Annotated in this window: 13 protein-coding genes; 11 read left to right on the top strand and 2 right to left on the bottom strand. The window is 70.8% G+C overall.

Annotated elements, in window-relative coordinates:
* Positions 1–14 precede the first annotated feature (14 nt).
* Positions 15–935, bottom strand: coding sequence for a LysR family transcriptional regulator (locus tag C7S10_RS02770; protein ID WP_108342854.1), 921 nt, complete (start codon positions 933–935; stop codon positions 15–17).
* Positions 936–1,054: 119 nt separating this feature from the next.
* On the opposite strand from C7S10_RS02770, the gene C7S10_RS02765 reads away from it, so the two are divergent.
* A complete protein-coding gene (locus C7S10_RS02765) occupies positions 1,055–1,318 on the top strand; it encodes a CBU_0592 family membrane protein (RefSeq protein ID WP_133176413.1) in 264 nt (87 codons plus the stop codon).
* Positions 1,319–1,327: 9 nt separating this feature from the next.
* Here the strand turns inward: C7S10_RS02765 and C7S10_RS02760 are convergent, their stop codons facing one another.
* The gene (locus C7S10_RS02760) at positions 1,328–2,530 is read right to left on the bottom strand and encodes an MFS transporter (protein ID WP_207769202.1); all 1,203 of its coding nucleotides are present in this window, start codon (positions 2,528–2,530) and stop codon (positions 1,328–1,330) included.
* A 219-nt stretch (positions 2,531–2,749) separates the two neighbouring features.
* Between C7S10_RS02760 and C7S10_RS02755 the strand changes: the two genes are divergently transcribed.
* The 10 genes from C7S10_RS02755 to C7S10_RS02710 all read left to right on the top strand — a co-directional run bounded on the left by C7S10_RS02755 (position 2,750) and on the right by C7S10_RS02710 (position 13,022).
* On the top strand, positions 2,750–3,109 hold the full coding sequence (locus tag C7S10_RS02755) for an NADH-quinone oxidoreductase subunit A (RefSeq protein ID WP_108342852.1): 360 nt from the start codon (positions 2,750–2,752) through the stop codon (positions 3,107–3,109).
* A gap of 135 nt (positions 3,110–3,244) precedes the next feature.
* Positions 3,245–3,799, top strand: coding sequence for a NuoB/complex I 20 kDa subunit family protein (locus C7S10_RS02750; RefSeq protein WP_108342851.1), 555 nt, complete (start codon positions 3,245–3,247; stop codon positions 3,797–3,799).
* Positions 3,796–4,521 carry an NADH-quinone oxidoreductase subunit C gene (locus C7S10_RS02745; RefSeq protein WP_108342850.1) on the top strand — a complete coding sequence of 242 codons (726 nt, stop codon included), beginning with the start codon at positions 3,796–3,798 and terminating at the stop codon, positions 4,519–4,521. Before C7S10_RS02750 ends, C7S10_RS02745 begins: the two co-directional genes overlap by 4 nt.
* A 23-nt stretch (positions 4,522–4,544) precedes the next feature.
* Complete coding sequence (locus C7S10_RS02740; protein ID WP_423802705.1) at positions 4,545–5,867, top strand: NADH-quinone oxidoreductase subunit D; 1,323 nt, start codon at positions 4,545–4,547, stop codon at positions 5,865–5,867.
* Entirely contained in the window at positions 5,864–6,616 is a 753-nt protein-coding gene (gene nuoE, locus C7S10_RS02735) for an NADH-quinone oxidoreductase subunit NuoE (RefSeq protein WP_108342848.1), read from the top strand. The genes C7S10_RS02740 and nuoE overlap by 4 nt, the downstream gene beginning before the upstream one ends.
* Positions 6,613–7,926, top strand: a complete 1,314-nt coding sequence (gene nuoF, locus C7S10_RS02730; RefSeq protein ID WP_243395160.1) for an NADH-quinone oxidoreductase subunit NuoF — start codon at positions 6,613–6,615, stop codon at positions 7,924–7,926. Before nuoE ends, nuoF begins: the two co-directional genes overlap by 4 nt.
* The gene (locus C7S10_RS02725) at positions 7,923–10,322 is read left to right on the top strand and encodes an NADH-quinone oxidoreductase subunit G (RefSeq protein WP_108342847.1); all 2,400 of its coding nucleotides are present in this window, start codon (positions 7,923–7,925) and stop codon (positions 10,320–10,322) included. Before nuoF ends, C7S10_RS02725 begins: the two co-directional genes overlap by 4 nt.
* Positions 10,322–11,722 carry an NADH-quinone oxidoreductase subunit NuoH gene (nuoH, locus tag C7S10_RS02720; protein ID WP_108342846.1) on the top strand — a complete coding sequence of 467 codons (1,401 nt, stop codon included), beginning with the start codon at positions 10,322–10,324 and terminating at the stop codon, positions 11,720–11,722. The genes C7S10_RS02725 and nuoH overlap by 1 nt, the downstream gene beginning before the upstream one ends.
* The gene (gene nuoI / locus C7S10_RS02715) at positions 11,722–12,297 is read left to right on the top strand and encodes an NADH-quinone oxidoreductase subunit NuoI (protein ID WP_108342845.1); all 576 of its coding nucleotides are present in this window, start codon (positions 11,722–11,724) and stop codon (positions 12,295–12,297) included. Before nuoH ends, nuoI begins: the two co-directional genes overlap by 1 nt.
* The gene (locus C7S10_RS02710; protein WP_108342844.1) at positions 12,294–13,022 is read left to right on the top strand and encodes an NADH-quinone oxidoreductase subunit J; all 729 of its coding nucleotides are present in this window, start codon (positions 12,294–12,296) and stop codon (positions 13,020–13,022) included. Before nuoI ends, C7S10_RS02710 begins: the two co-directional genes overlap by 4 nt.
* Positions 13,023–13,056: the final 34 nt, after the last annotated feature.

The following is a 13,056-nucleotide window of genomic DNA, read 5'->3' as shown; positions in this document are numbered from 1 at the left end:
CGTGCCGCGCGCCCTCAGCCCGGCCCCTCGAAGGAGACCGCCGCGGCCGCGTCGCGGATGAGGCCCGTCGCCACGTCGACCACCTTCGGCACGCCGCGGCCCTCGTAGCGCCGCAGCACGATCCGGCGCTGGCCGAGGCCGGGCACGTCGAGGGTCTCGATCCCCTCCTGCGCGATGCCCTGGAGCGCGAGGGAGGGCACGAGCGCCATGCCCTCGCCGGCGGCGACGAGCGCCAGCGCCGTCCGGGTCTCGGTGTAGCGGTGGACGGTCGGGATCTGGTTGCTCGTCGCGCGCCGCACGCGCAGCAGGGCGTTGGCGCCCGCCCCCTCCGGGTCGACGCCGAGCCAGGGCAGGCCGAGCCGGGAGAGGTCGACGGAGTCCTCGGCGGTGATGGTGCCGCTGGGGACGACGAGCTTCCAGGGCTCGTCGAGCAGCGGCGTCTCGGTGAGCCGCGCCGGCAGCTTGCGCTGCGACTCCTCCGCGTCGAGCTCGAGGATCGCGATGTCGAGCTCGCCGGCGCGCAGCTTGCGCAGCGTCTCCTCCTCCGTGGACTCGATGATCTCGAAGCCGAGGCGCGGGTGACCCTCGCGCCAGGCCGGGATCTGTGGCAGCAGCACCTGGGACAGGAAGCTGTGGAAGCCGCCCACCCGCACCGTGCCCCCGGGCTCGTCCCCGTCGTCGACGAGCCGGGCCCGCACCTCGCTGAGCGTCTTCTCGACGTCCTCCGCGGCCTCGGCCAGGGCCAGCCCGGCATCGGTCAGCACCGTGCCCGTCGACGTGCGCCGCACCAGCGGCCGGCCCACCTCGGTCTCCAGCCGGGCCAGCTGCTGGCTCACGGCGGAGGGCGTCACGCGCAGGTCGTCGGCCGCCGCGAGCACCCCGCCCGATCGCGCCACGGCCAGCAGGAACCTGAGCCGACGGGGGTCGATCTGCATAGTTAGTAACTCTAAACCCCGGATGTAGAAATGTGCGTTTGATCTGAATGCCTGGACTCACTCAGACTGGGCGCCGACAGCGGCCGTGGGGGCCGTCGAGCAGGAGCAGGACGAGCACGATGATCGCGGCAACACTGGGTTGGGTCGGCACCATGGGCACGTTCGCGGCCTACGTCCTGCTGTGGCGGGGCAAGCTCGGTGCCGACTCGATCGCCTACGCGCTCATGAACACGGTCGGGGGAGTCCTCGGCGGCGCCGCCAGCGCCTACTACGGTGCGTGGCCGAGCGTCGCGTCCAACCTCGTCTGGGCCGCTGTCGGCATGCAGAGCATCGCCGCCGAGGTCCACCGCCGGATGCGCTGTCGCCGCTTCGGCGTCGCCTGAGGCGCCCGCTCAGCGCGGGCGCGGCTCCCGGGCGCCGACCACGGGTCGCCAGGCGAGCGGGAGCGTCGCGACGGCGACCATGGCTGCCACCAGGAAGGCGGTCGAGAAGGAGGTCGACCCGGCGATCACCCCGACGGCCACCGAGCCCAGCGCCGTACCCGCGTCGAAGCCGACGTTCCACACGGCGCTCGCGAGGTTGTGGTGCCGAGGTGACACGGAGCCGAAGGAGATCAGGAGCGTCAGGTTCTGCAGGCCGCCGTAGCACAGGCCGAGGACGAGCATGGCGAGCAGGAACGCGGCGGTCCGGGCGTCGGCGGAGCCAGCGACCGACCACGCCATCAGCGCCATCGAGAAGCCGGTGAGCGGGACCAGGGGGAGCAGGAAGCGCTGCGGTCCGTGGCGATCCGCGAAGACCCCGACCCGCCAACGGCCGAGGGCGGCCGAGAGGCCCATCAGGAAGAGGCCGGCCGCCGCGACCGAGGGGCTCTCGACCATCTGGGGCGTGAAGGTGATCGCCGCCCCGCCCGCCAGCGTGACCGCCAGCAGCAGCAGCACCGGTCGGAGCAGTCGGCGGTAGGCCGCGGACTCCGGGTCGTCGGGGTCGGCCACCGTGCCCGCTCCGGCGTGGAGGTCCGCGTCGTCCGGTCGGAGTGCTGACGCGAGGCGGAGCGCCGCCGGGATGCCGACCACCGGCAGGGCGCTGACGACGAACGTCACCCAGAAGCCGAGGTTGTCGGCGATCCACGGTCCGGCGGGCAGCAGGACGAGGTTGGGCAGCGCGACCGCCAGGCCGTAGGCGCCGATCGCCTCCCCGCGGCGCTCGGCACGCACCAGCGCGGCGACGGCGGCGCTCCCGGTGACGGTGAGGACGCCGAACCCGACACCGCGGACCGCCGACACCCCCAGGACGGCGCCCAGGTCGTCGCTCAGGGTCAGCAGGATCCCCGGGACGCCCAGCAGCGCCAGGCCGACCGCGAGCACCGGCCCCCAGCCGACGTGCCGCAGGGCACGCGGGACGAGGAGCTGGGTGAGGACCGTGGACAGCAGGAGAACCCCGTTGACTAGCCCGGATCCCGCGGTGCCCGCTCCGCCCTCGACCGCCCACAGCGGGGCGACCGTGAGGAGCACGGCATAGCCGGAGAAGCCGGCGCACGTCATCACCATCAGGGCCGGCATGCCCGGCTCACGCCAGATCGGACCCCGCGCACCCACGCCCGGCAGGCTAGCGGCGTCCCGCCCGGTCCGTGGCACCCGGTCCCGCAATTAGGCAACGCCACTGTGCACTAAATGCGCAGGTGAGAGCCCATTTTCGTGCGCCGACCCCCGGCGTGACGCAGCGCACGTCGCGCCCTAGACTGTGCTCTGCGCCACTCGTGAACTTATTCACAAGGTCACACGGTGGGCGTACGGCGAGAGGGAAGGAAACGCAGGATGGAGCTCTACACGCCAGTGCTGGCGTTGGCCCTCCTGGCGGCCGGGTTCGCGGTGTTCTCCGTGATCATGAGTGCCGCCGTGGGGCCCAAGCGCTACAACCGGGCCAAGCTCGACTCCTACGAGTGCGGCATCGAGCCCACTCCGCAGCCCGTCGGTGGCGGCCGCTTCCCGGTGAAGTACTACATCACCGCCATGCTGTTCATCGTCTTCGACATCGAGATCATCTTCCTCTACCCGTGGGCCGTGCACTTCGACGCGATGAAGTTCTTCGGCCTCGTCGAGATGGTCGTCTTCATCGCCACCGTGTTCGTCGCCTACGCATATGTATGGCGCCGCGGCGGCCTGGACTGGGACTGAGGGTCACGATGCACGCACCCTGCCTTCGTTGTCGTCGGTCGACGACCGCTCCGCTGCGCTCCGCTGAAGGTCGCCTTCCCTCCTCCGCCTCGGCATGGCGCGCGCCTCGTGACCCTCAGAGAGGTAACTGAGCACATGGGAATTGAAGAGAAGCTTCCGTCCGGCGTCCTGCTGACCACCGTCGAGGGGGTCGCGGGCTACATGCGCAAGGCGTCGTTCTGGCCCGCGACGTTCGGCCTGGCCTGCTGCGCCATCGAGATGATGACCTCGGGCGGGCCGAAGTACGACCTCGCCCGCTTCGGCATGGAGGTCTTCCGCGCCAGCCCCCGCCAGGCCGACCTGATGATCGTGGCCGGTCGCGTCAGCAACAAGATGGCGCCCGTCCTGCGCCAGATCTACGACCAGATGGCCGAGCCGAAGTACGTCCTCGCCATGGGCGTGTGCGCCAGCAGCGGCGGCATGTTCAACAACTACGCCATCGTCCAGGGCGTCGACCACGTCGTCCCCGTCGACATGTACCTCCCCGGCTGCCCGCCGCGTCCCGAGATGCTGATCGACGCGATCCTCAAGCTGCACGACCAGGTCCAGGCGACCAAGCTCGGCGTCAACCGGCTCAACGAGATCGAGCAGCAGGAGACCGCCGCGCTGAAGGCGCTGCCGACCTCGCAGATGAAGGGCCTGCTGCGATGAGCGACGACACCCCCGACCACAACCTCCAGGACCCGTCCACCGACCTCGTCGCCGGCGACCAGGAGATCAACCGGGCCGTCGGCTCGCGCCACGGCATGTTCGGCGTCAAGGGCAGTGGCGACACGTCGGGGTACGGCGGTCTCGTCAGCCCCACGGTCTATCCCGCGTCCACGCAACGCCCGTACGGCGGCTGGTTCGACGAGGTCGCCGACGCCCTCGAGGCCCGGCTGGGGGCCACCGACCTCGACGCCGCGATCGAGCGCGTCGTGGTCCACCGCGGCGAGATCACCTTCCACGTGCGTCGCGAGGACCTCGCGTTCGTGGCCCAGATGCTGCGCGACGACGACGACCTGCGCTTCGAGTTCTGTGCCGGCGTCAGCGGCGTGCACTACCCCGAGGACGCCGGGCGCGAGCTGCACGCGGTCTACCACCTGCTCTCGATGACCCACAACCGCCGCATCCGGCTCGAGGTCACCTGCCCGGACGCCGACCCGCACATCCCCAGCCTGGTCAGCATCTACCCGACCAACGACTGGCACGAGCGCGAGGCCTGGGACATGTTCGGGATCCAGTTCGACGGCCACCCGTCCATGACCCGCATCCTGATGCCCGACGACTGGCCGGGCCACCCGCAGCGCAAGGACTACCCCTTGGGCGGCATCCCCGTGGAATACAAGGGCGGCACCGTTCCGCCTCCCGACCAGCGGAGGTCGTACTCGTGACCACAACCGACAACCAGCAGGACCTGTACGCCGACCCGAGCGAGACCAGCCAGGGCAAGGTCTTCACGGTCACCGGCCAGGACTGGGACTCGATCGCGCAGGGGCTCGGCGACTCCGCCGACGAGCGGGTCGTGGTCAACATGGGCCCGCAGCACCCCTCCACCCACGGCGTGCTGCGCCTGATCCTCGAGCTCGAGGGCGAGACGGTCACCGAGGCCCGCTGCGGCATCGGCTACCTCCACACCGGCATCGAGAAGAACATGGAGTTCCGCTCCTGGGTGCAGGGCACCACGTTCTGCACGCGGATGGACTACCTCTCGCCGTTCTTCAACGAGGCGACGTACGCCCTCGGTGTGGAGCGACTGCTGGACATCGAGGACGACGTCCCGGAGAAGGCGCAGGTCATGCGCGTGCTCCTGATGGAGCTCAACCGCATCTCCTCCCACCTGGTGTGCATCGCGACCGGCGGCATGGAGATCGGCGCCCTGACCGTGATGACGATCGGGTTCCGCGAGCGCGAGCTGGTCCTCGACCTGTTCGAGCTGATCACCGGCCTGCGGATGAACCACGCGTTCATCCGCCCCGGCGGCGTCGCGCAGGACCTGCCGCCCGGCGCGCTCGACGAGATCCGCGACTTCATCGCGCTCATGCGCAAGCGGCTCCCGGAGTACGCCGCGCTCTGCAACGCCAACCCCATCTTCAAGGCCCGCCTCGAGGACGTCGGGCACCTCGACCTCGCCGGCTGCCTGGCCCTCGGCCTCTCGGGCCCGCCGCTGCGTGCGACCGGCTACGGCTGGGACCTGCGCAAGACGCAGCCCTACTCCGGCTACGAGGACTACGACTTCGAGGTCCAGACCTGGGACACCGCCGACGCCTACGGCCGCTTCCGGGTCCGGCTCAACGAGATGAGCGAGTCGCTGCGCATCGTCGAGCAGGCGGCCGACCGGCTCGCCGGCCTCGAGGGCGCTCCGGTCATGGTCGGCGACAAGAAGATCGCCTGGCCCAGCCAGCTCGCGATCGGCTCCGACGGCATGGGCAACTCCCTCGACCACATCCGCCACATCATGGGCGAGTCGATGGAGGCGCTGATCCACCACTTCAAGCTCGTCACCGAGGGTTTCCGGGTGCCGGCCGGCCAGGCCTACGTCCCCATCGAGTCCCCGCGCGGCGAGCTCGGGGCGCACGTCGTCTCCGACGGCGGCACCCGCCCGTTCCGTGCGCACTTCCGCGACCCGTCGTTCACCAACCTGCAGGCCACGAGCGTGATGAGCGAGGGCGGCATGGTCGCCGACGTCATCGTCGCCATCGCCTCGATCGACCCCGTGATGGGAGGCGTCGACCGATGAGTCACCCCACCCAGCTGACGTCCGAGACGTACGCCGAGCTGCGCGCGATCGCCGCGCGCTACCCCGAGGCCCGCTCCGGCCTGCTGCCGATGCTGCACCTCGTCCAGTCGGTCGAGGGCCGCGTGACGCCCGAGGGCATCGAGGCCTGCGCCGAGGTGCTCGGGATCTCCGCCGCCGAGGTCAGCGGCGTCGCGACCTTCTACACGATGTACAAGCGCAAGCCCGTCGGCGACTACCTCGTCGGCGTCTGCACCAACACGCTGTGCGCGGTGATGGGCGGCGACCAGATCTTCGAGCGGCTCAAGGAGCACCTCGACGTCGGCAACGACGAGACGTCCGAGGACGGCAAGATCACCCTCGAGCACATCGAGTGCAACGCGGCCTGCGACTACGCGCCGGTGATGATGGTCAACTGGGAGTTCATGGACAACCAGACCCCGGAGTCGGCTGTCCGCACCGTCGACGACCTGCGGGCCGGCAAGGACGTCCACTCCACGCGCGGTCCCAGGCTGTGCACCTGGAAGCAGGCCGAGCGCGTGCTCGCCGGCTTCCCCGACGACCTGGCCGACGAGGGCCCGAGCGCCGGTCCGGCCTCCCTGGTCGGCCTGGGCATCGCGCGCGAGAAGGGCTGGAGCGCCCCCTCGACCGAGGCCTCCGGCCGCACCGGCGACCCCGACAGCCTGACCGAGGCCGTCGAGGACGCCGACACCTCCCGCGCCGAGTCCGAGACGAAGGTGGACGACAAGTGAGCATCGACGTGCTGACCCCGGTCCTCACCGACAACTGGGACCAGGACCGATCCTGGACGCTGGCCGCCTACGAGGAGCAGGGCGGCTACGCCGCCATGAAGACCGCCCTCGGCACGGCCCCCGACGACATCATCACCGCGGTCAAGGACTCCGGCCTGCGCGGCCGCGGCGGCGCCGGCTTCCCGACCGGCATGAAGTGGGGCTTCATCCCGCAGGACAACCCGAAGCCGAAGTACCTCGTCGTCAACGCCGACGAGTCGGAGCCGGGCACCTGCAAGGACATCCCGCTGATGATGGCCAGCCCCCACACGCTGGTCGAGGGCGTCATCATCAGCTCCTACGCGATCCGCGCCAACCACGCCTTCATCTACATCCGCGGTGAGGTCCTCCACGTGGTGCGCCGCGTGCAGCGGGCCGTCCAGGAGGCCTACCTCGCGGGCCACCTCGGCAAGAACATCAACGGCTCGGGCTACGACCTCGACGTCGTCGTGCACGCCGGCGCCGGCGCCTACATCTGCGGCGAGGAGACGGCCCTGCTCGAGGGCCTCGAGGGCCGGCGCGGCCAGCCCCGCCTGCGCCCGCCGTTCCCGGCGGTCGCCGGCCTGTACGCCTCGCCGACCGTGATCAACAACGTCGAGTCGATCGCCTCGGTGCCCAGCATCATCCGCAACGGCGCCGGCTGGTTCTCCTCGATGGGCACCGAGAAGTCCAAGGGCTACGGCATCTTCAGCCTCTCCGGCCACGTCACGAGGCCCGGGCAGTACGAGGCCCCGCTCGGCATCACGCTGCGCCAGCTGATCGACCTCGCCGGCGGCATGCGCGAGGGCCACGAGCTGAAGTTCTGGACCCCCGGAGGATCGAGCACGCCCCTGCTCACGCCGGAGCACCTCGACGTACCCCTCGACTTCGAGGGCGTCGGGGCGGCCGGGTCCATGCTCGGCACCCGCGCCCTGCAGCTCTTCGACGAGACGACCTGCGTGGTGCGGGCGGTGCTGCGCTGGACCGAGTTCTACAAGCACGAGTCGTGCGGCAAGTGCACCCCGTGCCGCGAGGGCACGTGGTGGCTGGTGCAGACGCTCGCGCGCCTCGAGAAGGGGCAGGGCAGCGAGGACGACCTCGACCTGCTGCTCGACCAGTGCGAGAACATCCTGGGCCGCTCCTTCTGCGCGCTCGGCGACGGCGCCACGAGCCCGATCTCGAGCTCGATCAAGTACTTCCGCGACGAGTACCTCGCCCACCTCACCACCGGCGGGTGCCCGTTCGACCCGGCCGCCTCCACCACGTTCGCCACCACCGGAGCCTCCGCATGACGACGACTCCCGAGAAGACCGCCCTGGTCAACGTCACGATCGACGGCGTCCAGGTCAGCGTCCCGCCCAACACGCTGGTGATCCGCGCCGCCGAGCAGATCGGCGTGCAGGTGCCCCGCTTCTGCGACCACCCGCTGCTGGCGCCGGTCGGCGCCTGTCGCCAGTGCCTCGTCGACATCCCCGACGCCGGTAACGGCAAGCCGATCCCCAAGCCGCAGGCCTCCTGCACGCTGCCGGTGGCCGAGGGCATGGTCGTCGAGACCCAGGTGACCAGCAAGGTCGCGGACAAGGCGCAGCAGGGCGTCATGGAGTTCCTGCTGATCAACCACCCGCTCGACTGCCCGGTGTGCGACAAGGGTGGCGAGTGCCCCCTGCAGAACCAGGCGATGTCCAACGGGCGCGGTGAGACCCGCTTCGAGGGCGTCAAGCGCACCTTCCCCAAGCCGATCAACCTCTCGCCGCAGGTGCTGCTCGACCGCGAGCGCTGCATCGTGTGCCAGCGCTGCACCCGCTTCACCGACGAGATCGCCGGCGACCCGTTCATCGAGATGGTCGAGCGCGGCGCCCAGCAGCAGGTCGGCATCGCGCCCGACGCGCCGTTCCTGTCCTACTTCTCCGGCAACACCATCCAGATCTGCCCGGTGGGCGCACTGACGAGCGCCGAGTACCGCTTCCGCTCGCGCCCCTTCGACCTCGTCTCCACGGCGGGCGTCGCCGAGCACGACGCCTGCGGCGCGGCGATCCGCGTCGACCACCGCCGCGGCAAGGTGATGCGCCGCCTCGCCGGCAACGACCCCGAGGTCAACGAGGAGTGGATCAGCGACAAGGACCGCTTCGCCTTCCACTACGCCCGCCAGGACGACCGGATCACGCACCCGATGATCCGCGAGGACGGCGAGCTGCGTCCCGCGTCGTGGCCCGAGGCCTTCGCCGTCGCGGCCCGTGGACTGCACGCGGCCGGCCCGTCCGCGGTGCTCACCGGCGGTCGCGTGACCGCGGAGGACGCCTACGCGTACGCCAAGTTCGCCCGGGTCTCCCTCGGCACCAACGACATCGACTTCCGCGCGCGTCCGCACAGCGCCGAGGAGGCCGACTTCCTGGCCTCGTTCGTCGCCCTCAACGCCGACGTGTCCTACGCCGACCTCGAGGCCGCGCCCGTCGTGGTGCTCGCCGGGCTCGAGCCCGAGGACGAGGCGGCCACGATCTTCCTGCGGCTGCGCAAGGCGTCGAAGCGCGGGACGCAGGTCGTGGCGCTGGCGCCGTACTCCACCCGCGGGCTGGGCAAGATGAACGGCCGCCTGGTCCCGACCGTGCCCGGCGAGGAGGCCGCCGCCCTCGGCTCGCTCAAGGACGCGGAGTTCGGCGTGACCAAGGACGCGGTGATCCTCGTCGGCGAACGACTGGCCCAGAGCCACGGCGCCCTGACCGCCGCGCTCGAGCTCGCCCGCACGACCGGCGCCCGACTGGCCTGGGTGCCGCGTCGAGCCGGTGACCGCGGCGCGGTCGAGGCCGGCTGCCTGCCGACCCTGCTGCCCGGTGGCCGACCGGTCGCCGACGCGTCCGCGCGCATCGACGCCGCCACCTCATGGGGTCTGGAATCGGTGCCCGAGAAGACCGGCCGCGACGGCGACGCGATCGTCGCCGCGCTGGTCAAGGGCGACCTCAGCGGGCTCGTCATCGGTGGCGTCGACCCCGACGACACCAGCGACCCGGCCGCCACCCGTGCCGCGATCGAGGCCGCCGGCTTCGTGGTCAGCCTGGAGCAGCGGCTGACCGAGGTCGCGGCCCTGGCCGACGTCGTGCTGCCGGTCGCCCCGGTGGACGAGAAGGCCGGCACGTTCGTCACCTGGGAGGGCCGCCCGCGCCCCTTCGAGGGCGTCTTCACCAAGCCGGGCTCGCTGCCCGACCTGCGTCTCCTCGCCGGCATCGCCGACGAGCTGGCCGTGCTGGGGCAGGGGAGCCCGCTGGGCTTCCGCACCGTGGCCGAGGTCCGCGCCGAGATGGCGGCGATGGGCCCGTGGGACGGGGAGCGTCCCGAGCTCGTCCTCGGCAAGGAGCCCAAGAGGCCCCGGGCGAAGGCCGGCGCGCACGCGCTGGCGAGCTGGAAGCTGCTGCTCGACCGCGGCTCGATGCAGGACGGCGACGCCAACCTGGCGGCCACGGCACGACCCGCCGTCGCCCGCATCAACCAGGCGGCGTACGACGCGCTCTTCGGCCTGCACGACGGCCCGGCCAGCGTGGTGCTGACCGGCGACCGGGGCTCGGTCACGCTGCCGGTGGAGGTCGCCGACCTCCCCGACGCGGTGGTGTGGGTGCCGGCCAACTCGTTCGGTCGTGGCGTGCTCGCCGACCTGGCCTCGCCCGGCGGCTCGGTCACCGTGAAGGGAGCCAAGTGATGAGCCTCGGTCTCGGCGTGCTCGCCGTGCAGCCCGCGGTGGCGGACGACGGACTCTCGGCCTTCGGCCAGGACCCGTGGTGGCTGATCCTGATCAAGGCCGTGCTGATCTTCCTGGTCCTGGTGCTGCTGACGCTGTTCAACATCTGGTTCGAGCGCCGCGTCGTGGCTCGCATGCAGCACCGCATCGGCCCCAACGTCAACGGCCCGTTCGGCCTGCTGCAGTCGCTCGCCGACGGCGTGAAGCTGGCGCTCAAGGAGGACATCATCCCGAAGGCCGCCGACAAGGTGGTCTTCCTGATCGCGCCGGTGATCGCGACGATCCCGGCCTTCGTGACGTTCGCGGTGATCCCGTTCGGTCCCGAGGTGGGCCTGCCGTTCACCGACCGCACCACCCCGCTCCAGCTGACCGACATGCCGGTCGCCGTGCTCTTCGTGATGGCCATCGCCTCGATCGGCATCTACGGCATCGTCCTCGGCGGCTGGTCCAGCGGATCGACGTACAGCCTGCTCGGCGGCCTGCGCTCGAGTGCGCAGATGATCTCCTACGAGGTCGCGATGGGCCTCGCCCTCGTCGCGGTCTTCCTCTACGCCGGCTCCATGTCCACCTCGGAGATCGTGGCCGCGCAGAACCCGGCGCAGGAGTACTGGCTCGGGGTCATCCCGATCCCGACGTGGTACGCCGTCATCCTGCTGCCGTCGTTCATCATCTACGTGATCGCCATGGTCGGCGAGACCAACCGCGCCCCGTTCGACCTCCCCGAGGCCGAGGGCGAGCTGGTCGGCGGCTTCCACACGGAGTACTCCAGCCTGAAGTTCGCGCTGTTCTTCCTCGCCGAGTACATCAACATGGCGACGGTGTCGGCGCTCGCGACGACGCTGTTCCTCGGTGGCTGGCACGCCCCCTGGCCGATCATCCAGGTCTGGGAGGGCGCCGACTCCGGCTACTGGCCGCTGCTGTGGTTCTTCGGGAAGATGCTGCTGTTCATCTTCATGTTCATCTGGCTGCGCGGCTCGTTGCCGCGACTGCGCTACGACCAGTTCATGGCCTTCGGCTGGAAGCGGCTGATCCCGATCTCGCTGGTGTGGATCATCGCCGTGGCCAGCATCCGGATCATCACCCTCGACGGCGGGATCGACCGCACCTACCTGTTCGGGGCGGCCGGGGTCTTCCTGGTGCTCTTCGTGGTGCTGTTCTTCATCGGCGACAGTGCCGAGAAGGCCGACGCCGAGGAGCCCGACCGGGCCGTCGAGACCGACGCCTGGGCCGGCGGCTTCCCGACGCCGCCGATGCCGACCGGGGGTGCCGTCCGCGGCGCCGCCGCACCGCTGACGTTCCCCGATCGCCGTACGACCGTTCCCGGCACCGCGGACTCCGCAGCCTTCGACGAGGAGAAGTGATGGCTGAACCCAAGAGCCTCAAGGAGCAGTTCTGGGACCCGGTCGCCGGGTTCGGGGTCACGTTCCGCACGATGTTCAAGAAGGTCGTGACGGAGCAGTACCCCTTCGAGAAGCTCCCGACCGCGCCCCGCTTCCACGGCCGCCACCAGCTCAACCGCTGGCCCGACGGCCTCGAGAAGTGCATCGGCTGCGAGCTGTGCGCCTGGGCCTGCCCCGCCGACGCGATCTACGTCGAGGGCGGCTCCAACTCCGACGTCCCCGACGCCGACGGCAACAGCCAGCGCTTCAGCCCCGGCGAGCGCTACGGCCGCGTCTACCAGATCAACTACCTGCGCTGCATCCTGTGCGGCCTGTGCATCGAGGCCTGCCCGACGCGCGCGCTGACCATGACCAACGAGTACGAGCTGGCCGACACCAACCGCGCCGACCTCATCTACGAGAAGTCCGACCTGCTCGCCCCGCTGCTGCCCGGCATGGAGCAGCCGCCGCACGCGATGCGGCTCGGCGACGACGAGGGCGACTACTACCGCGGCACCTACGCCGCTCCCGCGCCCACCGAGGGGGGTGCGCGATGACCTTCTGGATCCTCGCCCCGATCATGGTGGTCGCGGCCCTCGGCATCCTGTTCGTCCGCAAGGCCGTGCACGCCGCGCTGCTGCTGGCCGTGGTCATGATCAGCCTGGCCGTCCTGTACGCCGTCCTCGAGGCGCCGTTCCTGTTCGCGGTGCAGATCATCGTCTACACCGGCGCGATCCTGATGCTCTTCCTGTTCGTGCTGATGCTGGTCGGGGTCGACGCGTCCGACTCGGTCGTGGAGACGATCCGCGGCCAGCGCGTGCTGGCCGCCGTCTTCGGCCTGGTCCTCGGGCTGGTCCTGGTGATCGGCCTCTCGCAGGTCACGCTCGGCACCGCCGTGGGCCTCGACGAGGCCAACACCGGCGGCAACATCGAGCAGATCGCCAACATCCTCTTCAGCCGCTACGTCTTCGCCTTCGAGGCCACCAGCGCGCTGCTGATCACCGCCGCGATCGGCGCCATGGTGCTCGCCCACCGCGAGCGCCTGACGCCCAAGGCGACGCAGGCCTCGATCGCCGCCCAGCGGATGCGCGACTACGCCGAGCACGGCAAGCACCTCGGTCCGCTGGCCGCGCCCGGCGTCTACGCCCGCCACAACGCGGTGGACACCCCGGCCCTGCTGCCCGACGGCACCGCGTCGGAGGCCTCGGTCTCGCGGGTGCTCGCCGCTCGCGGCGTCGTCCGGTCCATGCCCGCGGTCGTGAAGGAGGACGAGGAGCAGTGAGCACCCCTCGAAGTTCTTCGACTCCTCCGCTTCG

This window comes from Nocardioides currus (assembly GCF_003057875.1).
Classification (GTDB): Bacteria; Actinomycetota; Actinomycetes; order Propionibacteriales; family Nocardioidaceae; genus Nocardioides; species Nocardioides currus.
Note: the sequence above shows the minus strand (reverse complement) of the source record. Positions and strands in the feature narration are given on the sequence as shown.

What these genes read in the sequence shown, in the direction of transcription:
- C7S10_RS02770 (WP_108342854.1), bottom strand. Translation starts at nt 935, where the DNA reads ATGCAGATCGACCCCCGTCGGCTCAGGTTCCTGCTGGCCGTGGCGCGA.
- C7S10_RS02765 (WP_133176413.1), top strand. Translation starts at nt 1,055, where the DNA reads ATGATCGCGGCAACACTGGGTTGGGTCGGCACCATGGGCACGTTCGCG.
- nuoE (WP_108342848.1), top strand. Translation starts at nt 5,864, where the DNA reads ATGAGTCACCCCACCCAGCTGACGTCCGAGACGTACGCCGAGCTGCGC.
- C7S10_RS02755 (WP_108342852.1), top strand. Translation starts at nt 2,750, where the DNA reads ATGGAGCTCTACACGCCAGTGCTGGCGTTGGCCCTCCTGGCGGCCGGG.
- nuoI (WP_108342845.1), top strand. Translation starts at nt 11,722, where the DNA reads ATGGCTGAACCCAAGAGCCTCAAGGAGCAGTTCTGGGACCCGGTCGCC.
- C7S10_RS02745 (WP_108342850.1), top strand. Translation starts at nt 3,796, where the DNA reads ATGAGCGACGACACCCCCGACCACAACCTCCAGGACCCGTCCACCGAC.
- C7S10_RS02710 (WP_108342844.1), top strand. Translation starts at nt 12,294, where the DNA reads ATGACCTTCTGGATCCTCGCCCCGATCATGGTGGTCGCGGCCCTCGGC.
- C7S10_RS02750 (WP_108342851.1), top strand. Translation starts at nt 3,245, where the DNA reads ATGGGAATTGAAGAGAAGCTTCCGTCCGGCGTCCTGCTGACCACCGTC.
- nuoH (WP_108342846.1), top strand. Translation starts at nt 10,322, where the DNA reads ATGAGCCTCGGTCTCGGCGTGCTCGCCGTGCAGCCCGCGGTGGCGGAC.
- C7S10_RS02725 (WP_108342847.1), top strand. Translation starts at nt 7,923, where the DNA reads ATGACGACGACTCCCGAGAAGACCGCCCTGGTCAACGTCACGATCGAC.